At 73.9% G+C, this 22,301-nt stretch carries 21 protein-coding genes; 11 read left to right on the plus strand and 10 right to left on the minus strand.

Going from position 1 to position 22,301, the window contains the following annotated elements:
- Positions 1-418 precede the first annotated feature (418 nt).
- Genes ACIQPQ_RS20690 through ACIQPQ_RS20705 form a run of 4 tightly spaced genes read left to right on the plus strand, consistent with a single transcriptional unit; the run spans position 419 to position 4,838 of the window.
- The gene (locus tag ACIQPQ_RS20690; protein ID WP_401305722.1) at positions 419-3,301 is read left to right on the plus strand and encodes an ATP-binding protein; all 2,883 of its coding nucleotides are present in this window, start codon (positions 419-421) and stop codon (positions 3,299-3,301) included.
- On the plus strand, positions 3,298-3,774 hold the full coding sequence (locus ACIQPQ_RS20695; protein WP_401305724.1) for a roadblock/LC7 domain-containing protein: 477 nt from the start codon (positions 3,298-3,300) through the stop codon (positions 3,772-3,774). Before ACIQPQ_RS20690 ends, ACIQPQ_RS20695 begins: the two co-directional genes overlap by 4 nt.
- A gap of 37 nt (positions 3,775-3,811) precedes the next feature.
- Positions 3,812-4,252 (plus strand): DUF742 domain-containing protein, encoded by a 441-nt coding sequence (locus ACIQPQ_RS20700; protein ID WP_383777763.1) that lies wholly within the window; start codon positions 3,812-3,814, stop codon positions 4,250-4,252.
- Positions 4,239-4,838 carry a GTP-binding protein gene (locus tag ACIQPQ_RS20705; RefSeq protein ID WP_401305726.1) on the plus strand — a complete coding sequence of 200 codons (600 nt, stop codon included), beginning with the start codon at positions 4,239-4,241 and terminating at the stop codon, positions 4,836-4,838. Before ACIQPQ_RS20700 ends, ACIQPQ_RS20705 begins: the two co-directional genes overlap by 14 nt.
- Before the next feature lie 74 nt (positions 4,839-4,912).
- Here ACIQPQ_RS20705 and ACIQPQ_RS20710 read toward each other — a convergent pair whose 3' ends face one another.
- The 6 genes from ACIQPQ_RS20710 to ACIQPQ_RS20735 form a co-directional block, all read right to left on the minus strand.
- Positions 4,913-5,581: an ABC transporter permease gene (locus ACIQPQ_RS20710; RefSeq protein ID WP_383777760.1), complete on the minus strand. Its 669-nt coding sequence runs from the start codon at positions 5,579-5,581 to the stop codon at positions 4,913-4,915.
- Entirely contained in the window at positions 5,578-6,306 is a 729-nt protein-coding gene (locus tag ACIQPQ_RS20715) for an ABC transporter permease (RefSeq protein ID WP_401305728.1), read from the minus strand. The genes ACIQPQ_RS20710 and ACIQPQ_RS20715 overlap by 4 nt, the downstream gene beginning before the upstream one ends.
- Positions 6,303-7,430, minus strand: coding sequence for an ABC transporter ATP-binding protein (locus ACIQPQ_RS20720; RefSeq protein WP_401305730.1), 1,128 nt, complete (start codon positions 7,428-7,430; stop codon positions 6,303-6,305). Before ACIQPQ_RS20720 ends, ACIQPQ_RS20715 begins: the two co-directional genes overlap by 4 nt.
- A 244-nt stretch (positions 7,431-7,674) precedes the next feature.
- Positions 7,675-8,472, minus strand: coding sequence for an FAD:protein FMN transferase (locus tag ACIQPQ_RS20725; protein ID WP_401305911.1), 798 nt, complete (start codon positions 8,470-8,472; stop codon positions 7,675-7,677).
- Positions 8,473-8,551: 79 nt separating this feature from the next.
- Complete coding sequence (locus ACIQPQ_RS20730; RefSeq protein WP_401305732.1) at positions 8,552-9,037, minus strand: FMN-binding protein; 486 nt, start codon at positions 9,035-9,037, stop codon at positions 8,552-8,554.
- Between the two features lie 10 nt (positions 9,038-9,047).
- Positions 9,048-10,403, minus strand: a complete 1,356-nt coding sequence (locus ACIQPQ_RS20735; RefSeq protein WP_401305734.1) for a ferric reductase-like transmembrane domain-containing protein — start codon at positions 10,401-10,403, stop codon at positions 9,048-9,050.
- A 253-nt stretch (positions 10,404-10,656) separates the two neighbouring features.
- Here ACIQPQ_RS20735 and ACIQPQ_RS20740 point away from each other — a divergent pair, with 253 nt between their 5' ends.
- From ACIQPQ_RS20740 to ACIQPQ_RS20750, 3 genes are all read left to right on the plus strand, one after another.
- On the plus strand, positions 10,657-11,346 hold the full coding sequence (locus ACIQPQ_RS20740; protein ID WP_401305736.1) for a response regulator transcription factor: 690 nt from the start codon (positions 10,657-10,659) through the stop codon (positions 11,344-11,346).
- Positions 11,343-12,782, plus strand: a complete 1,440-nt coding sequence (locus tag ACIQPQ_RS20745) for an ATP-binding protein (RefSeq protein WP_401305738.1) — start codon at positions 11,343-11,345, stop codon at positions 12,780-12,782. The genes ACIQPQ_RS20740 and ACIQPQ_RS20745 overlap by 4 nt, the downstream gene beginning before the upstream one ends.
- A 300-nt stretch (positions 12,783-13,082) precedes the next feature.
- Positions 13,083-14,117, plus strand: coding sequence for a YbhN family protein (locus ACIQPQ_RS20750; protein WP_401305740.1), 1,035 nt, complete (start codon positions 13,083-13,085; stop codon positions 14,115-14,117).
- Between the two features lie 48 nt (positions 14,118-14,165).
- Here ACIQPQ_RS20750 and msrB read toward each other — a convergent pair whose 3' ends face one another.
- The 4 genes from msrB to ACIQPQ_RS20770 form a co-directional block, all read right to left on the minus strand.
- Complete coding sequence (gene msrB / locus ACIQPQ_RS20755; protein ID WP_401305742.1) at positions 14,166-14,573, minus strand: peptide-methionine (R)-S-oxide reductase MsrB; 408 nt, start codon at positions 14,571-14,573, stop codon at positions 14,166-14,168.
- Between the two features lie 34 nt (positions 14,574-14,607).
- Entirely contained in the window at positions 14,608-15,996 is a 1,389-nt protein-coding gene (gene murC, locus ACIQPQ_RS20760; protein ID WP_401305744.1) for a UDP-N-acetylmuramate--L-alanine ligase, read from the minus strand.
- 278 nt (positions 15,997-16,274) lie between these two features.
- Positions 16,275-16,793, minus strand: a complete 519-nt coding sequence (locus tag ACIQPQ_RS20765; RefSeq protein WP_383777743.1) for an indole-3-glycerol phosphate synthase — start codon at positions 16,791-16,793, stop codon at positions 16,275-16,277.
- Between the two features lie 197 nt (positions 16,794-16,990).
- Positions 16,991-17,833, minus strand: coding sequence for a pyrimidine reductase family protein (locus tag ACIQPQ_RS20770; RefSeq protein WP_401305745.1), 843 nt, complete (start codon positions 17,831-17,833; stop codon positions 16,991-16,993).
- 250 nt (positions 17,834-18,083) lie between these two features.
- On the opposite strand from ACIQPQ_RS20770, the gene zapE reads away from it, so the two are divergent.
- From zapE to ACIQPQ_RS20790, 4 genes are all read left to right on the plus strand, one after another.
- On the plus strand, positions 18,084-19,214 hold the full coding sequence (zapE, locus tag ACIQPQ_RS20775; RefSeq protein ID WP_401305747.1) for a cell division protein ZapE: 1,131 nt from the start codon (positions 18,084-18,086) through the stop codon (positions 19,212-19,214).
- 606 nt (positions 19,215-19,820) lie between these two features.
- A complete protein-coding gene (locus ACIQPQ_RS20780) occupies positions 19,821-20,066 on the plus strand; it encodes a hypothetical protein (RefSeq protein WP_383777737.1) in 246 nt (81 codons plus the stop codon).
- Between the two features lie 84 nt (positions 20,067-20,150).
- Positions 20,151-20,732, plus strand: coding sequence for a carbonic anhydrase (locus tag ACIQPQ_RS20785; RefSeq protein ID WP_401305749.1), 582 nt, complete (start codon positions 20,151-20,153; stop codon positions 20,730-20,732).
- Entirely contained in the window at positions 20,729-22,249 is a 1,521-nt protein-coding gene (locus ACIQPQ_RS20790) for a SulP family inorganic anion transporter (protein WP_401305751.1), read from the plus strand. Before ACIQPQ_RS20785 ends, ACIQPQ_RS20790 begins: the two co-directional genes overlap by 4 nt.
- Positions 22,250-22,301: the final 52 nt, after the last annotated feature.

The following is a 22,301-nucleotide window of genomic DNA, read 5'->3' on the forward strand; positions in this document are numbered from 1 at the left end:
TGCCGATCCGGGCTCGGAGATTGGGAACAAGCACGCACGAAGAACGAACGCTGTTCCTGATCCAATCCATCCCGTTCTGCAACAGTCAAGTGCCGTTGTGTTACCGATTCCTTTCATGAACGGGCGGTTGTGTTCGTTCCTGGCGGGAGAACGGAAGGTGAAAGCGCCTGCGCCCGGCCGGGAAGGGCGCGCTTTGTAATGGATTCTTGACGTAGGGCCACGCTCGCTCGATCGAAGAGGCGATAGTCTCGCCGCAGTTGACGTCGGTCACAGCCGTGCGCGGGGGCCGCTCGGGTGCCGTGACGCATCACCGGTGATGCTGTCGCCCGTCCGAGCAGAGCGGCTGACACGTCGATCACAATCGGACATAAGCGTGCGACGCCCCGTCGCGCACGTCCTCATGCATGAAGGAGGCCTGGTGTCCACGACCGAGGTGGACGCGCGCTCTCCCCGGCTCACGCCGTCGCACGAGCAGGGGGAGTCCCGGGCGTCGGCGGCCTCCACCGCCCGCCGGGGCCTGCGCGGTGTCATCGACCGCTGGCCGTTCCGGCGCAAGCTGAACATCCTGGTGGGCGTCCCGCTGGCGGTGATCGCCCTGCTGCTCTCCTACCTGATCGTCGACCTCCTCGACGAGGCGTCCGGCGCCGAGGAGGCCTCGCACCTGGTCCGCGCCAGCGCCCAGGTCGCCCAGCTCGTCGCCGACGTCCAGGCCGAGCACCAGCAGGCCGTCCTGCTCTCCGTGCGGCACGAGGCGGCGTTCGACGGGGGCACGCCCTCCGCGGACGCCTACCGCGCGGCCCAGCTGAAGACCGACCGGCAGGTCGGCAAGGTGCGCTCCGCGTTCGGCGACCGGCTGCCGGGGACCGAGGCGCAGGCGCTGCGCGAGATCGAGGGCCTCACCGGGCTGCGGGACACGATCGAGCAGTCCTACCTGCCCGCCCAGAACATCGACCCGGCCTACAGCGGTGCCGCCGAGGGCCTGATCGACGGTCTCGCCCTGGACCGCAACGCCTCGCTGGCGTCGACTTTCACCGGCAACCTGCTCGACTCGCTGCTGCGGGCCGACGCGGCGCACGGCGCCTTCGAGACCGGGGTGTTCTCGGCGCGGACCGGTGACAGCAACGCGCTGATCGAGTTCACCGGCGCCGTCGGCTCCCTGCGGCTGTACACCTACCAGGCCGACCGCTTCGCCGAGTTCGCCGACGAGAAGCAGGCCGACAAGCTCCGCGGCATCGAACACAACGCGGCGCAGGCCCTGATCAGCCAGCACTACGCGGAACTCGCCGTCGACCCCGGCGAGTTGCAGGCCGATACGCGGGGCGAGATCCGGGCGTCGCTGCGGGCGGCGCTGGACTCGTACACGCACTACGAGGAGCAGGCCGAGACCCGGCTGTGGATCACCCGCTCGCTGATCTCGCAGATCGGCGACCGGGCCGACGACGTGGCCTCCAGCGCGGTGTGGCGCGCGGGTCTGCTGCTCGCGCTGGCGCTGCTCGGCTTCGCCGAGTGGATCGCGCTGTCCGCCGTGGTCCGCCGCTCCGTGATCCGGCCGGTACGGGCGCTCACCGGAGCCGCGCAGGAGGTCGCCGACGTCGCCGGGCGCGAGCTGGCCCGCGTCGCCGACGACGACGCGGAGGAGAGCGGCCCGCCCCGGCTGCGCGAACTCCCGGTCACCGCCGACGACGAGATCGGTGCCCTCGCCGAGGCGTTCAACAACGTCCAGACGACGGCCGCCGCGCTGCTGGAGCGCCAGGTGCTCAGCAGGCGCAACGTGGCCGAGATGTTCGGCAACGTGGGCCGCCGCGTCAGCAACCTGACGACCCGTCAACTCGCGCTGATCGACGCCGTCGAGCGCGGTGAGACCGACCCGGCGCTGCTGGAACGCCTCTACTCCATCGACCACATCGCGGTCCGGCTGCGCCGCAACGCCGACAGCCTGATGCTGCTGGCGGGCATCCGCGAGACCGTCCTCGACTCCGGTCCGACCGCGCTCACCAACGTGGTGCGGGCCGCGCTCGGCCAGATCGAGGGCTTCCGGCGCGTGCAGCTGTACGCCGGGACCGAGGCCGTGGTGGAGCCCGACATCATCGGTGACCTCACGCTGATGATCGCCGAACTCCTGGAGAACGCCGTGTCGTTCTCCCCGGCGGACAGCCCCGTGGAGGTCCGGGTCCGCCCCGGCGACGACGGCGCGACGATCACCGTCGCCGACCAGGGCCTGGGCATGAGCCCGGAACGGCTCGCCGAGGAGAACGCCCGCCTGGTGCGCCGCGAGCGCCTCGACCTGGTGCCGACCAAGGTGCTGGGCCTGTTCGTGGTGGGCGCGCTGGCCCGCCGCTGGAACGTGGACGTCTCCCTCACCCGGACCCCGGGCGGCGGTGTCACGGCGGAGATCTCCATCCCGTCCTCGCTGCTGCTGACGCTGAGCGGGACCGCCCCGCAGGGCAGGACCCCGGTCACCGCCACCACCCTCACCAAGGGCACCCCGGCCGCGGCCGGTCCGCTCCCCGCCCCCGCGGCCCCGGCCCCGTCCCTCCCAGCCTCCCCGGCCTCCCCGGTCGCACCCGCACCGGCGCCCGCGCCCGCCGCGAGCGGCCCCTCCAGGGCGGCCTCCGTACCGGCCTGGGCGACGGCCGAGGACCCGGACGCCGGTCCCGCCGGACCGCTCCCGCGCCGGGTGCCCCGCCGGGAGACGGCGGCCCCCGCCGAGGCCGCGCCGGTCCCCGGCCCGCGCGCCGACGAACGCCCGGCGCACGACCGTACGGACACGGAGATCACGGCGGCCCGCGACCGGGCCCCGGACACGGCCGCCACCGCCGGACCGCCCGAACCCGCCCCGCACCCCGTGGCCGCGTCCGCGGAGCCGCCCGTCGGCGCGCCGTACGGCGCGGTGCCCGCCGCGCCGCCCGCCGCCGACCGGCCTCGTCCCGACGCACCGGCCCCGGACGGCGCCCGTCCGCTGCGGCGCCGGGTCCGGGGGGCGACGCTGCGCACCACCGCGGAGGCGGAGGCCCAGCAGGCCGCGCGCCGGGCGGCGCCCCGTCCCGCCGACGCGGACGCCGTCCGGGACGCGCTGGACGAGTTCGAGGCGGCCGTGGCGCGCGCGCACCGCGACACCGGCGAACACCCCCGCCCGGCCGACGGGCGCCCCGAGACCCGGAGCGCCCCGCAGGACCGCACCACCGAGCAGGACCGGAACGCCCCACCCGACCGGAACGCCCCACCCGAGCGGGACCCGTCCCAGGGGGACCGCACCACCCCGCACCACCAGAACCACCTTCCGGAAGGAGCCGAGCAGTGAGCACGTCGACAGGTGAGACTCCCGCGGGAGACGCCGCGCCGACCGATCTGCGGGCCGCAGCAGCCGACTTCACCTGGCTGCTCAACCGATTCGCCACCGAGACCGCAGGGGTGGTGGACGCCATCGCGGTGTCCTCGGACGGCCTGTTGATCGCCGTCTCCGAACTCCGCGAGCACGCCGACTCCGAGCGGCTGGCCGCGATCGTCTCCGGCATCACCAGCCTGGCCGCGGGCGCCTCCGGCAACTACGGTCTGGGCGGCCTCAACAAGGTCATCATCGACCTGGAGGGCGGCCATGTCCTGGTCTCCGCGATCGGCAGCGGCGCCGTCCTCGGCGTCGTCACCGACAAGGAGGCCAAGCTGGGCAACATCGCCTACGAGATGACCGTGTTCGCCAACCGGGCCGGGTCCGCGCTCAATCCTCAGCTCGTGCTGGAGCTGAAGAACAGCGTCGGCGTCACCAGGTCGCGCTGAGCGCCCGTCGCCGGTCCAGAGAGGAAACCGACCACCGATGGCGGACGGCCGTACCCCGCACGGCGCAGGTGAGGACGGCGTCGTCCCCGTCGGACCGGCGTCCGCCGTGCGGCCCTTCCTTGTCACCGCCGGCCGGGTGGCCGGCGCGGACGAGGAGACGTCGGGCCGGCCGATGCCGGTGGAGACCCAGCTGGTGGCGACCACCGACGGGCTCGCCGCGCTCGGCCGGCTCTCCTTCGAACAGCACGACATCGTCGCCGCGTGCCGCGTCCCGCAGTCGATCGCGGAGATCGCGGCGCGGCTGCGGCTCCACCTGAACGTGGTGCGGGTCCTCGCCGAGGACCTGCGCGCTGCCGGGCAGTTGTCGGTGCACGTGCCCGACTCCGGCGTCACCCATGACGCGTCCGTCCTGCGCAGGGTTATCGATGGCCTGCGGGCCATCCCCGACTCCCGGGGGGTACTCCGTGACTCCGACTGAACCGCTCGTCGGCCGCCCGGCCGGGCAGGCCGCCGTGCGGCCGCCGCTGCCGGTGAAACTGGTCATCGCGGGCGGCTTCGGCGTGGGCAAGACCACCGCCGTGGGCTCGATCTCCGAGATCGAGCCGCTGACCACCGAGGCGTCCATCACCGAGGTGGCGGCGGGTGTGGACGACCTCAGCCACACCCCGTCGAAGACCACCACCACCGTGGCGATGGACTTCGGCTGCATCACCATCGACCCGACCCTGAAGCTGTACCTGTTCGGCACGCCGGGGCAGGAGCGGTTCGGGTTCATGTGGGACGACCTCGTCGAGGGCGCGGTGGGCGGTCTCGTCATCGTCGACACCCGCCGCCTCGACGACTGCTACGCCGCCGTGGACTACTTCGAGCACAAGCAGATCCCGTTCGCGGTCGCCGTGAACGCCTTCGACGGGTCCGTGCGGCACACCCTGGAGGAGGTCCGCTGGGCGCTCGACGTGTCGGAGGGCGTCCCGGTGCTGGTCTTCGACGCGCGCGAGCGCGGCTCGGTCCGGGACGCGCTGCTGGTCGTGCTGGAGCAGGCGCTGGCCCGCTCGGAGGGCTGAGCGACGACGTGAGGGCCCGTTCCCCCGGCCGGGGGAACGGGCCCTCTGTCCTGGTGGCCGGCGCGCCGTACCGCTCAGGCGCCCGCCCGCACCCCCCGCGACACGGTGAGCCGGGTGATGCCCCAGAACAGCGCGAGGGTGGCCAGGGCCATGGCCGCGGTGAGGGTGGCGCCGCCCACGACCTTCTCGTAGTCGCGCTGGTAGAGGCCGTCGACGATGTACCGGCCGAGGCCGCCGAGACTGACGTATGCGGCGATCGTCGCCGTCGAGACGATCTGGATGGCCGCCGAGCGCAGCCCGCCCAGCACCAGCGGGAGCGCGACGGGCAGTTCGACCTGGAAGAGGATGCGCGTCTCCCCCATGCCCATGCCGCGCGCCGCGTCCACCGGGGACGGGTCGACGGAGCGCATCGCCTCGTAGGTGGTGACGAGGATCGGCGGTACGGCGAGGACGACCAGGGGGATCATCACCGGCAGCGTGCCGAACCCGATGAGCATCGTCATCAGGACGAGCAGACCGAAGGTGGGCAGGGCGCGCCCGGCGGTGGCGATCAGGGAGAGGGCGTTGCCGCCGCGCCCGTAGTGCCCGGTGAGCAGGCCGACGGGCAGGCCGATGAGGGCGGCGTAGGCGAGCGCCTGGAGGGTGTAGCCGACGTGCTCGCCGAGGCGGGCGGGGATGCCGTCGTAGCCGGACCAGTGGGCGCCGTCGCTGAAGAAGGACTGCACGAAGTTCAGTACGTTCACCGCACGGCCTCCTTCAGGGCGGGCTCGGCCGCCGGTTCGGGCCGCTGCGCGCGGGCCGCGGCCCTGGAGGCGCGCCGCTTCGCGCTGCCGCTCGGCATCCAGGGGGTCAGCAGGACCCGCAGGAGGACGAGCGCGGCGTCGGCGAGCATCGCGAGGACGCCCATGGTGAGGACGGCGTTCCAGGCGAGTTCGGGCCGGTTGTAGATGGTGGCGTCGTGCAGCAGGTTGCCGAGGGCGCCCTGGTTGCCGATGAGGGTGCCGACGCTGACCAGGCTGATGCTGGAGACGGTGGCGACCCGCAGTCCGGCGATGAGGGCGGGCACCGCGATCGGCAACTGGACCTGGAGATAGCGGCGTACGGGTCCGAAGCCCATGGCGGCGGCCGCGTCGAGGGTCTCCTGCGGCACCGAGCGCACGGCGTCGACGATCGCCGGGACCAGCACGACCAGGCTGTAGACGGTGAGCGGGATCATCACCGTCAGCTCGGTCTGGCCGGTGTAGTCGATGAGGACGACGAAGAACGCCAGCGACGGGATCGCGTAGAGGATCGTGGTGATCCACAGCACCGGCGGGTACAGCCAGCGCAGCCGCACACAGAGCTGGCCCAGCGGCAGGGCGAGCAGCAGCCCGGCCAGGACCGGCAGCAGCGCCTCGCGCAGATGCAGGCCGATCAGGCCCCACCAGGTGTGCTGGAGGTCGCTCGGGATGTCGAAGAAGCGGTTCATCGCAGGGCCTTCGGCGCGCTCACGCTCTTCTCGTGGGCGCCCCGGATGGCCTCCGCGATGCTCTGCTGGGAGACGACGCCGGCCGCGCGTCCCTCGCCGTCCACGGCGACCGCCCAGCCGGTGGGCGACAGGACGGCGCAGTCGAGGGCGGCCCGCAGGGAGTCCTCCCCGGCGACGAACGGCCGTCCGTACGGCAGGAGTCGGCCGGTGTCGACGCGGCCCGCGGTGAGGTCGTCGGGCTCGCTCCAGCCGAGCGGCCTGCCGTCGACGCCGGTCACCAGGACGTAGGGCGCGTCGGCGGCGCGGCGGGCGATCTGCTCGGCGGTGGCGTCGACGGCGACGATCGGCGCGGTGAGCAGGTCGAGTCCGGCGGAGCTGAAGAAGGACAGCCGCCGGATGCCGCGGTCGGCGCCGAGGAAGTCCTCGACGAAGGCGTCGGCCGGGTTCGACAGCAGTTCGGCGGGCGGCGCGAACTGGGCGAGCCGTCCGCCGGTGCGCAGCACGGCGACCATGGTGCCGATCTTGACGGCCTCGTCGATGTCATGCGTGACGAAGACGATCGTCTTGCCCAACTCGGCCTGGAGGCGCAGCAGTTCGTCCTGGAGTCCCTTGCGCACGACGGGGTCGACGGCGGAGAACGGCTCGTCCATCAGCAGGACGGGCGGGTCGCTGGCCAGGGCCCGTGCCACGCCGACGCGCTGCTGCTGGCCGCCGGAGAGCTGGTAGGGGTACCGCTTGGCGAGCGCGGGGTCGAGCCCGACCCGCTCCATCAACTCACGCGCCCGCGCACGGGACTTCTCCTTGCTCCAGCCGAGGAGGCGGGGCACGGTGGCGATGTTGTCGAGGATCGTGCGGTGCTGGAAGAGCCCCGCGTTCTGGATGACGTATCCCATGGACCGCCGCAGCGTGTTGACCGGCTGCTGCCTGCTGTCCACGCCGTCGATCAGGATGGCGCCCTCGGAGGGCTCGACCATCCGGTTGATCATGCGGAGCGTGGTCGTCTTGCCGCATCCCGAGGGACCGACCAGGACGGTGATCGAGCGGTCCGGTATCTCCAGGGAGAGCCGATCGACCGCCACCGTGCCGTCCGGGTATCGCTTGGTGACTGAATCTATCCGTATCAAAGCGCCGAATACCCCTCGGGTCTGGCCGATTCCGCCCGCTCCCGGTCATGTTGGTTTCGGGCGTTTGGGGGGAGAGTGTAGACGCCCAGTGTTGCGGCAGTTTTGACGGGCCGCCCGGACACACAACTTTCCGCGCCCCCTTTCAGCCCGTCCGGCGTTTGAGGACGAGGCCCGTCCAGGGCCGAAGCGGGGGCCTGGGGGCGCCAGCCCCCGGATTCGGGACGGGAAGGGGCGGCGGGGGCGACTACCCGCCCGGAAACCCCGCACTGCGCCGCACCCGCAGCCCCGCGTCCACCGCGAACACCTCGCACCCCGCCACCCCCGCGGCCCACTCCACCCCCGCCGCGCCCATCGCGAACGCCGCCGTGGCCACCGCGTCCGCCTCGGTCAGCGTCGGCGCCACCACCGTCACGCTCACCAGCTCGGTCGCCGCCCGCCCGCTCCGCGCGTCGAGGATGTGATCCCCCCGCTCGTACCGCGCGGACGTCGCCACGGCCCGCAACCCCACCGCACCTCCCACACCGCCCGCGCCCTCCACCGCGGCAATCTCCCCACCCCTCTCACATTCCTCCCCCAACTCCACCACCGCGCACAGCCGATCGGCCGCCTCGGGATGCCGCACCCCGATCCGCCACGGCCCGCCCGCCACGACGACGTCACCCCCGGCGTTGAGGCAGTACCGCCGCGCCCCGGCGGCGTCGAGCAGTCCGGCCGCCCGCTGCACGGCCCACCCCTTGACGACCGCGCAGGGGTCGAAGCCCCGCCCCGGCAGCCAGGCGTCGAAGGCCCCGCCGGTGGCCGCCCGGTAGTGCTCGCACAGCCGGAGGATCTCGGCGAGGTCGGCGCCGACCCGCGCCGCGGGCAGGTCGCCCCGCCCGTAGCGGGACACCTCGCTGCCGGGCTTGAACGGGCTGAACCGCTCGTCGGCCTCGCGCAGCCACGCGAACACGGCGTCGGCGGCCGCCCCGACGTCCGCACCGGCCCCCGGATCGTCGACCCGCAGCGAGACCGGAAACCCCATGACCTGCTCGACCCGCCGCAGCCCCGCCGCCCCGGGCGTCCTCTCAGCCGTCCCCGACGCGGCCTCCGTCCCCGCCACCACCTGCGTCCCCGACGCCACCTCAGGCCCCCTTGGCGTCGATGGCGGCCTGGAGGGACGTCCGATAGCCGTCGCTGGTGAGGGTGGCCCCGGACACCGTGTCCACGTCGGCGCTCTGCGCCTGGAGGGTCTCCTCGATCAACTGCGGCACGGCGGCCGTGGTCTGCGGATGGTCGGGCTGGCGGAGCATCTTCACGGCGGTGATCGTGTCGCCCTCGAACGTCACCTGGACCTGGACGTCGCCCTTCTCGGTGGGGACGAGACTCCCCCGTACGACGACCTCGGCCGCCGCCGCGGACCCCTCGGGCGCCGGTGTCCCCGACGTCCCGGTGGAGCCGGTGGGGTCGGGGGTCCCCGGGCCCGCGGGGGACGGTGTCACCACCCCGGCGGCGGCGGGCGGCGCCGAGGCCGACGCCTCCGACGAGCCGGACGAGGTGGACGCCTCGTACCGCCAGACGGGCACCAGCCCGACGACGCTCAGCACCAGGACAGGTATGGCTCGCTTCACGGTGTTCCTCTCATCCCGCCAGGCTGAAGCGTTCGAAGTGGATCTGCGCCTTGGGCACGTCCAGGGCGCGCAGGCTGCCGAGGACGGCGTCCATCATCGGCGGCGGCCCGCACAGGAAGACGTCCCGTCCGGCGATGTCCGGGACCAGCCGGGCCAGTTCGGCCGGGGCCAGCAGGTCGGGCACGGCGGGCCCGGTGACGAGGTGCAGCTCGGCGCCCCTGGCGCGGGCGAGGTCGCGCAGTTCGCCGTGGAGGACGGCGTCCCGGTCGGAGGCCACCCGGTAGACGACGACGGCGTGCCCGTCGACCTCCTCCAGCAGGGCCCGGACCGGGGTGACGCCGACACCGCCCGCGATGAGGACGGCGTCCGGGCGGGTGCGGTGCAGGGCGGTGAACGCGCCGTAGGGGCCCTCCGCGAACACGCGGGTGCCGGGCTTGAGGTGGCGCAGGCTCGCGGAGCCCTCGCCCGCCGCCTTGACGGTCAGGCGCAGGCCGCGGCCGTCGGGCGCGGCGGACAGCGAGAACGGGTTCGCCTGCCACCAGCGGTCGCGGGTGAGGAAGCGCCACAGGAAGAACTGGCCCGCGGCGGCGGGCAGCCGGTCCAGGTCGCGGCCGGTGACGTACACGGAGACGACCTGGTCGGACTCGGGGACGACCGCCTCGACGCGCAGCCGGTGCCGCCAGTTCCGCCACAGCGGCAGCCCGGCCCGGCCGACGAGGACCGCGCCGAGGGCGCCGCCCCACACGACGTTCCAGTAGGCGGTGGCGGCGGGCGACGAGGTGAACGTGGTGCCGGCGGCGACCTGGTGGGTGAAGGCCAGCACCACGGCGACGTAGGTGTAGAGGTGGATGAAGTGCCAGGTCTCGTAGGCGAGCCGACGCCGGGCCCAGCGGGCGGAGACCGCGCCGACGACGAGGATGATGCCGGTCGCGACGATCGCGCGGAGCACGCCGTCGACGGTCTCGGCGAGGTCGACGAGCTGGCTCACCGGGTCCAGCGACGAGGACTGCGCGTAGCCGAGCGTGATGAACACGGCGTGCCCGACGAGCGTCCAGAGCAGACCGAAGCCGGTCCAGCGGTGCCAGCTCGTCAACCGGTCCATGCCGATGCGGCGGTCCAGCCAGGGCAGCCGGGCCACCAGCAGCAGCTGGAACGCCATCAGCAGGGAGGCGTAGAGCCCGGCGAAACGGCCGATGACGACCAGCGCGTTCGAGGCGAAGCCCGCCTGGACGGCGAACAGGGTCACGGCGGTCGCGTTGGCGGCGAGCAGGGCGTACAGCACGGTGCGGGCCAGGACGCGGGGCCGCGGTCCCGGGGCGGGGCCCGGGGGCGCGGGCGGCGCGGAGCGCGGATGGACGGTCGTCACGGACGGACTCTCCTTGATCGGGCCCGCGTGCCCCGTCCCGGTCGTCGGCTGCCGGCCCGGCACGGCGACCTCGGCGTGCGGACCTCGGGCACCCGGACCCGGGGACGGAGACCTCGGACAGAGACCTCAGGCTTCAGAGCTTCGCCGTCCGGAGCTGTCGATCCCCTGTCGTACGACTTTCAAGAGGATATCGATCGCGGCCGGTGTGACCTGCGCCTCTCGCCGGGCGGGGCGGGTGGCGCACTATGGGCGGGTGGACAAAGTACGCCTGCTCGTCGTGGACGACGACCTGCCGATCGCCGACCTGGTGGCGACCGTCGCCCGCTACGAAGGCTGGGAGGCGGTCACCGCGAACACCGGTGAGCAGGCGCTGCGGCGCGCCGCCGAGTTCCGGCCCGACATCGTGGTCCTCGACCTGATGCTGCCCGACCTGGACGGCTTCGGGGTGCTGGACCGGCTGCGCCGCTCGGGGACGATGGTGCCGGTGGTGTTCCTGACCGCCCGCGACGGCGTCGCGGACCGGGTGGCGGGGCTGACCCGCGGCGGGGACGACTACCTCGTCAAGCCGTTCGCGGTGGAGGAGCTGATGGCCCGGCTGCGCACGGTGCTGCGGCGCAGCGCGGGGCCCGCGTTCCAGCGGTCGGTGCTGCGGGTCGCGGACCTGTCGATGGACGAGGACACCCGCGAGGTGCGGCGCGGCGAGTCCCTGCTGACGCTGACGCCGACCGAGTACGAGGTGCTGCGCTATCTGATGCGCAAGTCGCCGACGGTCCTCACCAAGGCGCAGATCCTGGACCACGTGTGGGAGTACGGCTTCGGCGGCCGGTCCAACGTGGTGGAACTGGTGGTGAGCCGGCTGCGCCGCAAGCTGGACGCGACGGGCGCACCCCTGATCCAGACGGTGCGCGGCTTCGGGTACGTGATCCGGCAGGCGGCCGAGTGATCCGCCGGACCTGGGCGGCGTACCGCAGGCTGCGGCTCGGCACGCGGCTGGCGCTGGGGCTGGGCGCGCTGTCGCTGGTGGTGTTCGCGGTCGTCGGCACGGCGCTGACGACGTACATGCGGGACTACCTGGAGCACCAGCTCGGCTACCAGATGAAGGTCGTGCAGAGCGTGCAGTCCAAGGACGCGGCGACCAACGGCACGGTGACGCAGAAGCCGTACTACGGCTGGTTCTCGGCCGTGTACGACGTGTGGGCGGACACGGCGGTGCTGCGCAGGCCGTCCGACACCCCGGCGGACGTCGCGCCGCTGACCGCGCTGGCGCGGAGCATGGCCCGGTCGCCCGACACCGATCTGCTGCGCACGGTGAAGCTGCACGGCAAGGGCATGTACCAGTTGCGGGCCTGCGAGGTGGAGCCGGGCGTGGTGCTCGTCAGCGCGGCGCCCATGCACGACATCCAGAAGACGATCGGGCGGCTGGTCGCCGTCCAGGTGGTGGCGTTCGGGCTGGCGCTGGCGGCGCTGGTGGTGGCGGGGCGGGCGCTGCTGCGGCGCGGCCTGAAGCCGCTGAGCGACATGGCGTCCACGGCGCACGGCATCGCCTCCCACGACCTCACCGAGTCGGCGTCCCGGCTGCACCTGCGGGCGGACGGGCCGGGCGGCGGCCCCGAGGTCGAGGAACTCCGTACGGCGTTCAACACGATGCTGGAGCACATCGACGACTCGCTCGCGGTCCGCGCGGAGGCCGAGCTGCGGCTGCGCCGCTTCGTCGCGGACGCCTCGCACGAGCTGCGCACCCCGCTGATGTCGGTACGCGGCTACGCGGACCTCTTCCAGTACGCCGCCGCCAACGAGCCGCAGGAACGGGACCGGCATCTGGCCCGGCTGCGGGCGGAGGCGGCCCGGATGGGGTTCCTGCTGGACGATCTGCTGCTGCTGGCGCGGCTGGACGCGGCGGAGGTGGAGGCGCCGCTGCGCGCGGAGGAGGCGGATCTGGCGGAGCTGGTGGAGCAGGCGGCCGACGCGTTCCGGGCGGGGCATCCGGGGCATCCCCTGACCGTGGCGCCGGGTCCCGGCCCGGTCCGGCTCTCCCTCGACCCGCAGCGGGTCCGCCAGGTCCTGGACAACCTCCTCACCAACGCGGCCGTGCACACGCCCGCCGGGACGCCGGTACGGATCGGGGTGTCGGTCACCGCGGACGCCGCGCGCGTCGAGGTCGCCGACGAGGGGCCCGGCATCCCGGCCGAGGACCGCGACCGGGTCTTCGACCGCTTCTACCGGGTCGACAAGGCCCGCAGCCGCGACCGGGGCGGCAGCGGGCTGGGCCTCGCGGTGGCCCGCTCCCTGATCGAGGCCCACGGCGGCACGCTCACCCTGATCACGTCCCCGGCCGGAACGGTCTTCACGGTCACCCTGCCGGTACGCCGCGCCCGGTGACACCCCGCCGGGCGGGCCGCCGCGACGGTCGGCCGGAGCGCCCGCGGGGCAGGGCCGTACCGGCGGGCGGGATGAGGGGCGGACCGGGCGGGCAGACATTCCCCAGCGACAGCACCGCGGTCGCCCCGCCGCCCGCACCCCGTCGGCTGCCGGACACCACGGCGTCACACCGACGGGGAACGTTTGCCCCGACCCCTCCCCGCTCCGCCACCCCGCGTCTCCCGCCCCCGTACGCCCTGCATCGCCCCCGATCCGTCACCCGCCGAGCGGCGGACGTGACGCGGAAGGACGACGTGCGCCGTGTCTCTGCTGCCGCTCGACGGTCCCGCCACCCCGCTCCCCCGCGCGGACGACCGCCCCCCGTGCCCCGCCCCGCCGCCCGCCGCCGCGCGCGGCCCGCTGGACGCCGTCGTCGTCCGCCGCGTCCTGAGCCTGCTCCCCCTGCTGGCCCTCGCCGTCTGGGCGGCCCTGGACCGGCACGCCGTGTACGAGGGTGCCGCCCGCCTCACCGCGGCCGACCCCTGGTGGCTGCTGGCCGGTCTGGTCTTCACCGCGCTCGGCTGGGTCGCCGCCGCGTGTGTCCGGCAGGGCGCGCTCCCCGACCGGCTGCCCAAGGGCGCGCTGGTCGCCTCCCAGGTCGCGGCGGGCGCCGCGAACCATCTGCTGCCCGCGAGCATCGGCGCCCACGCCGTGACGGTCCGCTTCCTCACCCGCCAGGGCGTGCCGCTGCCCCGCGCGACGGCCTCGATCGCCCTGTACTCCCTGGTCCGGGCCGTGGCGAAGACGCCGCTGATCCTGGCGTTCGTGCTGGTGGCGCCCGCCGCGCTGCCGCCGCCCCGGCTGCTGCCCGACGGCCGGACCCTGTTCCTGATCGCCGCGGGCGTGCTCCTCGCCCCGGCGGCGGCCGCGGTGGTGCTGCTCCTGCTGCGCCGCCTGCGCCGCCCGGCCCGCGACTTCGTCCGTACGGCGCTGACCGACGCCCGCCACCTGCACACCCGCCCGAGCCGCTTCCTGCCCCTGTGGGGCGGCGCGATGGCGGCCCCGCTGCTCCAGGCCTACGTGGTCGCGTCGGTGGGCAGCGCGCTGGGGGTGCCCCTGACCTGGCCGCAGATGGTCTTCGCGTTCCTGGCGGCCGGTACGGCGGCGGGCGCCGTCCCCGCCCCCGGCGGCATCGGCCCCGTCGACGCGGCGCTCGTCCTGATCCTGGCGGGCTACGGCAGCCCGCTCGCCCTGGCCACCGCCACCGTCATCGGCTACCGCGTCCTGACGGTCTGGGTGCCCCTGCTCCCCGGCATGCTGGTCCTGTCGGCCCTGGTGCAGCGCAGGATGCTCTGAACCAGGGCCGACGGCCACCGCGACAGGCCCCCGTCGGGGGGCGCCGCCTCACTCCTCCGTGGGCGTCAGACGCAGGGAGATGCTGTTGATGCAGTACCGCTGGTCCGTGGGCGTGGGGTAGCCCTCGCCCTCGAAGACATGGCCGAGGTGGGAGCCGCAGCGGGAACAGCGGACCTCGGTGCGGACCATGCCGTGGGAGCGGTCCGCGATGAGTTCGACCGCGTCGGTGTCCTTCGGGTCGAAGAAGGACGGCCAGCCGCAGTGCGAGTCGAACTTGGTGTCGGAGGTGAACAGTTCGGCACCGCAGGCCCGGCAGGAGTAGACCCCCGTCGTCTTGGTGTCGGTGTACTCGCCCCGGAAGGCGGGTTCGGTCCCGGCCTGGCGCAGCACGGCGTACTCCGCCGGGTCCAGCTCCGCCCGCCACTGCTCGTCGGGCTTTTCGACGTCGTACGCCATGGAGGCCAACTCCTTCCGTCCGGTGACTTCCGGATCACTTCTGTGCGAGACGGTCCAGAATCCTCGGGCCCAGGTCGGTCACGTCGCCCGCGCCCATGGTGAGAACGAGATCACCGGGTCCCGCCATTCCCGCGACGATCTCCGGCACGGTGTCCTTGTCGTGGACGGCCGTGACGTCGGCGCCCGCGGCGCGCGCCGCGTCGATGATCAGCGCGCTGGTGACACCGGGGACCGGGTCTTCGCGGGCCGGGTAGATGTCGAGGACGACCGAGGCGTCCGCGAGGGCCAGCGACTGCCCCATCTCGGTGCCCAGCTCCTGGGTGCGGGAGAACAGGTGGGGCTGGAAGACGACGAGGATGCGGGCGTCGCCGACGGCCGCGCGCATGGCCTCCAGGTCGGCGGTCATCTCGGTGGGGTGGTGCGCGTAGGAGTCCACGACCTGGACGCCCGCGGCCTCGCCCTTGAGCTGGAGACGGCGCTTGACGCCGGTGTACGAGGCGAGCGCCGGGGCCAGTTCGGCGGCGGGGACGCCGAGGGCGACTCCGGCGGCGAGGGCGGCGACCGCGTTGTGCGCGTAGTGGCGGCCGGGCACGGAGACCGTGAACGTCAGCTCCGCGCCGTCCAGCAGGACCGTCACCCGGCTCCTGAGGCCCTGCGCCTCGACCGACAGGACCCGTACGTCGGCGTCGGCGGACTCGCCGTACGTCACCGTCCGCACGCCCTCGACGCGGCGGGTCAGCTCGCGGGCGCCCTCGTGGTCGGCGGAGATCACCAGCGTGCCGCCGGGCACGATCTTCGCGGCGAAGGTCTCGAAGGAGGCGTAGATCTCGTCCATGGACGCGTAGTTGGCGTGGTGGTCGAGTTCCACGTTGAGGACGATGGCGACTTCCGGGGCGTACTTGTGGAAGCTGCGGTCGGACTCGTCGGCCTCGGCGACGAAGATCTCGCCGTCGCCGTGCAGCGCGTTGGAGCCGGGCGCGTCCAGGTCGCCGCCGATGGCGTACGAGGGCTCCCGGCCGAGCGAGGACAGCGACACCGCCAGCATGGACGTGGTGGTGGTCTTGCCGTGGGTGCCGGCCACCGCGATCGGCCGCAGGCCGTCCATCAGACGGGCCAACGCGTCCGAACGGTGGACCACCGGGATGCCCAGCTCGGCGGCGCGGGCCAGCTCGGGGTTGTCCGGGCGGATCGCGGAGGAGACCACGACACAGGAGGCGTCGTCCGCGAGGTGCTCGGCTGCGTGCCCGATGTGCACGGTCGCGCCGAGCGCCCGCAGCGCCTCGGCCGTCTCCGACTCCTTGGCGTCGGAGCCCGCCACCTTCGCGCCGCGCTGCGCCAGGATCTTGGCGATCCCGGACATTCCGGCGCCACCGATCCCGATGAAGTGCGGTCGGTCCATCGTGGCGGGGAGGCCGGGTGCCATGTGAGTACTCCCAAGAAGCGGAACGGGGTGAGGAGCCCCCAGCCTATTGCGTACGGCCGGGAGGACCCGGCAGGGGACGGACGGATCACGTCTCCCGCCGGGGGCGACGCAACGGCCCGCTCGGGCGGGCCCCGGCGCGGGGACCGCCCGAGCGGCCACCGGGCCGGGGCAGGACGTCCCGTGTCCGCGTGGCGCGGCGCCCGCCGCCGACCCTTCTCCCGGTCGGCGACCCGGCGCCCCCGCGCGGACCCGTCAGGGCCCGGCGTCCCGCTGCCCGCTCAGCTCCCAGCGCCCTCGTCGGCGACGCGGTCGCCGCCCGGCTCGCCGTCCTTGGCGTGGGAGAACAGCTTCAGCACCGGCACGCCGACCTTGTGCCGGGCGCGGGAGGCCCAGTCGCGGTGGAAGAACTCCTCGACGTAGTGCGGGTCGGTGAGGACGATGACCTCGTCCGCGCCCGACTCGTCAACCAGCGTCTTCAGCGCGTCCAGCGGGTGGTCCTCGACCAGCCGCCCGACCGCCTCGCTGCCCGCGGCGTGCAGGGCCTGGAGGGAGACCTCCAGCGCGCGCACGCCGAACCCCTTCGCCTCCTCGCCCTCGGGTGTCTCGCCCTCTCTCGCGGCCTCGTCGAGTTCGCCGAGGGCGACGTCGTCGATGGCCCGCAACAGGCGGTCCGCCTGGTCGCCCCGTGGTTGCAGCAGCACGTGGAAGGAGACCGGCTCGTCACTGTGCAAGGTCGTGACGAACTCCACGTCCGCCGACGTAAGGGCCTTCTCGATCATCAAAACGCTTGTGAACACCAGCGCCCCATTCTCCTTCGAGGACCCCCGTGGCCCTCAGTCCTCCGTGGGCCCTCGCGGCCCTGCGGAAACCATTTTTCCCCGTGCTCGCACGGGGTCTGCGAGTCCTATCCTGCCCACCCGAAGCAAACCGGAACGGGAGATTCCGCCGAATTCGGGATCTCGGGTGTCGCTCCCGCCTTCCCTCCCCCCACGGGTCACACACGCGGCGCGTCGTCGGACGGGACCCGGCCGTAGCGGGCGTAGAGGAATCCTTCCTCCTCCAGCAGGGAGAGCAGCCCGAACCGGCGGGGCACCGCCACCGCGGGACCGCCCGCGATGCGCTGGGCGTCGCCCGCAGCCAGCATCGGCGCGAGGGTGAGACAGAGTTCGTCGAGGACCCCGGCCGCGACGAACTGCCCGAGCAGCCGGGGGCCGCCCTCGGTGAGCAGCCGGGTGTGCCCCAGGCCGGCGAGGACCCGTACGGCGCGCGCGGGGTCGACGCCCGTGCCGTCCCCGGCGACCAGCACCCGGGCGCCCGCCTTCTCCGCGGCGGCCACCCGGTCGGCGGGCGCGGCGGAGCCGGTGAGGACGAGGGTCGGCACCAGCGGGGAGGTGTAGAGCGGCAGGGAGAAGTCGAGGTCGAGGCTCGCGCTGACCACCGCCACGGCGGGCGCGGGGCCCTGCCCGGCCGCCGCCCGCCGGTCCGCGAACTCGGCCCGCGCGCGGGCCGGACGGTACCCCTCCTGCCGTACCGTCTCCGCGCCCGCGATCACCACGTCGGCGAGGGCGCGCAGGGTGCCGAAGATCCGCATGTCGGTGGCGGAGGAGAGGGGCTGCGAGCGGCCCTCGTGCTGGGCGGCACCGTCGAGCGAGGAGACCATGTTGGCGCGCAGCCACGGCCGGGACGCACCGGCCGCCGCGGGCTCCGGGTAGGCGTAGGCGTCGGCGATCTCGTCCAGACCCCACTGCCGCGGCCCGGAGTCCGGGCCACCCGCTCCACCTCCCCCGCCGGGCCGCTCCGCCACCGTCCGCTCACTCACAGGAAACAGCCGTCGCATGCCCCGCAGTCTGGCACGCCCCCCACGACCTGCCCGTTCTTTCCCGGCCCGCCGGCAGCGGGGCCACCCGCGGGCCGGGGCCGCGCCGCCTCCGCACCGCCCCCCTCCCCCGGCCCCGACCGCCCCGCGGGTCCGGCCCGGTCCGGCCAGCGCCTGGGGCAGGTCTGCCCCTTCCCGTCGTCGCCCGGAGGGCGTGCATGGCGTCGCGCGGCAGACGGGAATTGTCAGACAGGCCCTAGCATGGGGAACCGTGTCGTCCTCCTCGCCCGCCTCGCCCGCTTCGTCCTCGCCGTCCGGCTCCGGACCGATAGCCGACGCGGTACCCGTCTCGCTCTGTGCCCGCGCCCCGCAGGTCCCCGCCGACCGGCTGGTCGCCGAGATGGTGCCGCCGCCCCGGTTCGACTCGGTGCGCTTCGACACCTATCTGCCGGACCCGAACCAGCCGAGCCAGACCGAGGCGGTGCGGGTCCTGGAGGGCTTCGCGGCCGGGCTGGGCGCCGCTCCGGCGGGCGGCGCGGCCCGGCGGGGCTTCCTCGGCCTGGGCCGGGCGAAGGCGCCGAAGGTCCCGGCGGGCCCGCGCGGCGTGTATCTCGACGGCGGCTACGGCGTCGGCAAGACCCACCTGCTCGCCTCCCTCTGGCACGCCACCCCCGCCGAGCCCGCGCTCAAGGCGTTCGGCACGTTCGTCGAGCTGACCAACCTGGTGGGCGCCCTCGGCTTCCAGCAGACGGTGCGCACCCTGTCCGGCCACCGCCTGCTCTGCATCGACGAGTTCGAACTGGACGACCCCGGTGACACGGTGCTGGTCTCCACGCTCCTCGGCCGCCTGGTCGAGGCGGGCGTGGCGCTCGCCGCCACCTCGAACACGCTGCCCGGCAAGCTGGGCGAGGGCCGGTTCGCGTCGGTGGACTTCCTGCGCGAGATCCAGGGTCTGTCGGCGCACTTCCGCTCGCTGCGCATCGACGGCGAGGACTACCGCCACCGCGGGCTGCCCGAGGCCCCGGCGCCGTACTCCGACGAGCAGGTGACGAAGGCGGCGTACGCCACGAAGGGCGCCTCGCTGGACGACTTCCCGCACCTGCTGGACCACCTGGCCAAGGTCCACCCGAGCCGCTACGGCGCGCTCACCGACGGCCTGACCGCCGTCTGCCTCACCGATGTGCGGCCGGTGCCGGACCAGTCGACCGCGCTGCGGCTGGTGGTCCTCGCGGACCGGCTCTACGACCGCGAGGTGCCCGTCCTCGCCTCGGGCCGCCCGTTCGACGAGCTGTTCAGCGAGGAGATGCTGAACGGCGGGTACCGCAAGAAGTACTTCCGCGCGATCTCCCGCCTCACGGCCCTGGCCCGCGACGCCCGCCGCCTCACGGAACCCACCACCTGACAGGACCTCAACCCCCGCTCCCGCAGGGGCCGCCCACGGGGCGGGGGCTCAACCCCCGCCCCACCGAGGCCCACCCGCACGCCACGGACCCAACCCCCGCCCCAGCACGGCCCGCAGGCACCGCAACGGCCCAACCGCCGCCCCGCCACAGTGGCAAGCACCGCCCGCGCCCCGGCCCACCCACCGGAACGGGTGACCACCCACACGTCTGTCCACCCGGCGGCTCGCCCGGAGCGGCGGCCGGTTCGGCGGGTGCCGTCCCAGCCGTCCCACCCATCCCGGCCAGGGATTTGTTCGCGCCAAGCACCCCTCGCTTTTAGGGCGCACTTCCTCCCGAAACGCCGAGTTAACCCTGCAAAGAACCTCGTGGGGTTACCTTGTTTCTTGACCAGCAATTGACCAACCGTTGGTCCGCCTTAGAGGCGTGCACAGGGGGAAGGGGGGCGCATGTTCCGAGGTAGGACCACCCGGAGCACGGTTTCGTTCCTCGTCGCCGCCCTGCTCGCACTCCCGTTCTTCGCACTTCCGTCTTCCTTCGCACACGCGCACACGGCCCGTCATGCAGAGGCCAAGGCTTATCCCGGAACCATCCCGTCCGGCAGGCCCGTGCGCGACGAGATCGCCCTCACTCCTCCCTGCGACCGTTCCGGGGAACCCGCCGACCCCCTGCGCATCCGCGACCGGGTCCGCGCCACGGCCACCGCCGACCAGGCACCCCCGCAGTCAGAACGGGCCCGCTCCGCCCAGGACCCGGCGACCGCGCCGCGGCTCGCCCGGCCGAGCGGCCCGCACTCCCTGTCGAGACCCTCGACGGCCCACTCCCCGGCGGCACTTCAGGTCTTCCGCTGCTGAGCGAGCACGGCCCCAGCGCAGTTCCCCCACCTGTCCTGCCCGTCCGACGCGCCCCCACTGCGCGCCAGGAGGAATCATCACGCCATGCAGCCCCTCATCGATCACGCCCGTGCCTTCGGCCGGCGCCCTGAGGAGTTCGCCGGGCTGGCCGCCGGCCAGTCGCCCGAGGTCCTGTTCATCACCTGCTCCGACTCGCGGGTCGTGCCCGCCCTGATCACGGGCGCCCGCCCCGGCCAGCTCTTCGAGCTGCGCACCGCGGGCAACATCGTCCCGCCCTACGACAGCGTGCCGCCGACCGGCGAGACCGCCACCGTCGAGTACGCCGTCGAGGTGCTCGGCGTCCGGGACATCGTGGTCTGCGGCCACTCGCACTGCGGCGCCGTCGGCGCCCTGGTGCGCGGCGACGACCTCGACGCCGTCCCCGCCGTACGCGCCTGGCTGACGCACGCCGCCGACGAACCGGAGTCCACCGACCCCGGCGACCCGACCGTCGCCGAGGCGGTCCAGCACCACGTCCTGGCCCAGTTGCTGCGGCTGCGCTCGTACCCGTGCGTGGAGAAGCGGCTGGCCGACGGCCGACTGCGGCTGCGCGGCTGGTACTACGAGGTGCACACCGGTGCCGTGCGCGAACACCGGGCCGACGGCGACCTCTTCGAGGCGCTGTGAGCACCCGAGCGGCCACCACGGCCAAGTACCCCTACATAAAGCAGGACTTCGCCGCGTCCCTCGTCGTCTTCCTGGTCGCGCTGCCGCTCTGCGTCGGCGTGGCCGTCGCCTCCGGGGTACCGGCCGAACTCGGCCTGGTCACCGGCATCGTGGGCGGCATCGTCACCGGTCTGATGCGGGGCAGCAGCCTCCAGGTGTCCGGCCCGGCGGCCGGGCTCACCGTGCTGGTCTTCGAGGCGGTGCAGGAGTTCGGCCTGCCCGCCCTCGGGGTGATCGTCCTCGTGACCGGCCTGCTCCAGATGGCCATGGGCGCGCTCCGGCTGGGCCGTTACTTCCGGGCGATCTCCGTCTCGGTCGTCGAGGGCATGCTCGCCGGGATCGGCCTGGTGCTGATCGCCGGACAGATCTACGCGCTCGTCGGCGCCAAGGCGCCGGACACCGGCCCGGAGAAGATCTTCGGGCTGCCGGAGGCTCTCGTGGACGCCTTCGGCAGCACCGCGGCGCTCTCCTCGCTCGCCGTCGGCGCCGGGACCGTCGTCCTGCTGGTGCTGTGGCCGCGGCTCCCGGCACGGGCGCGGACGGTGCCGGGTCCGCTCGCCGCGGTCGGCCTCGCCACCTTCGCCGTCGTCGCCCTCGACCTGCCGGTGGCCACGGTCGAGGTGCGGGGCCTGATCGACTCCGTCCAGCCGCCGTCGCTGGACGCGTTCGGCGGCCTCGCCGGGATCGGACTGCTCGGCACGATCGTCGCGTTCACCCTGATCGCGTCGGCCGAGTCGCTGTTCAGCGCGGCGGCGGTGGACCGCATGCACGACGGTCCGCGCACCGAGTACGACCGTGAACTGCTGGCGCAGGGCGCGGGCAACACCGTCTGCGGGGTGCTCGGCGCGCTCCCGATGACAGCGGTGATCGTGCGCAGCGCGGCCAACGTGCAGGCGGGCGCCCGCACCAAGGCCTCGCGGGTGATGCACGGCGTGTGGCTGCTGCTCTTCGCGGCGCTCTTCCCGGACCTCCTCGCCTACATACCGATCCCCGCCCTGGCGGGCGTCCTCGTGCACGCGGGCGCCAAGCTGATCAAGGTCGGGGCCGTCGTCGAGCTGTGGCGGACGCACCGGGGCGAGGCGCTGATCCTCGTCGTCACCGCGGTGTCGATCGTCGTGGTGAGCATGTTCGAGGGCGTGCTCATCGGCCTGGTGCTGGCCATCACGAAGACCGCCTGGGACGCCTCGCACATCCGGCTCGACGTCGTCGACAAGGGCGCCGGTCCGGTCCAGGCGTACCTGTCGGGCAACGCGACCTTCCTGCGGCTGCCGCGCATCCTCGACAGCCTGGAGGCCCTTCCGCAGGACCGCCCGGTCGAACTGGACCTGTCGGGCCTGCACCACCTCGACCACGCCTGCCGTACGGCCCTGGAGTCCTGGGCGCAGCGGCACAGCGCGGCCGGGACCGACCCGGTGAAGGTCACCCCGGTCGCTCCGGTCACCCCGGTGCCCCCGGCCGCGGCGGGCACGTCCCCCTGATCCGGCCCCGGCGGCGGGCCCCGGCCCGCCGCCGATTCCCTCCCCCGGACGG

The sequence above is a fragment of the Streptomyces sp. NPDC091281 genome, assembly GCF_044757425.1.
In the GTDB taxonomy this organism is placed as follows: domain Bacteria; phylum Actinomycetota; class Actinomycetes; order Streptomycetales; family Streptomycetaceae; genus Streptomyces.

Bases quoted from the DNA above. Each gene is read 5' to 3' on its own strand.
- ACIQPQ_RS20700 (WP_383777763.1), top strand. From the start codon at position 3,812: ATGGCGGACGGCCGTACCCCGCACGGCGCAGGTGAGGACGGCGTCGTC.
- ACIQPQ_RS20715 (WP_401305728.1), bottom strand. From the start codon at position 6,306: ATGAACCGCTTCTTCGACATCCCGAGCGACCTCCAGCACACCTGGTGG.
- msrB (WP_401305742.1), bottom strand. From the start codon at position 14,573: ATGGCGTACGACGTCGAAAAGCCCGACGAGCAGTGGCGGGCGGAGCTG.
- murC (WP_401305744.1), bottom strand. From the start codon at position 15,996: ATGGCACCCGGCCTCCCCGCCACGATGGACCGACCGCACTTCATCGGG.
- ACIQPQ_RS20770 (WP_401305745.1), bottom strand. From the start codon at position 17,833: ATGCGACGGCTGTTTCCTGTGAGTGAGCGGACGGTGGCGGAGCGGCCC.
- ACIQPQ_RS20785 (WP_401305749.1), top strand. From the start codon at position 20,151: ATGCAGCCCCTCATCGATCACGCCCGTGCCTTCGGCCGGCGCCCTGAG.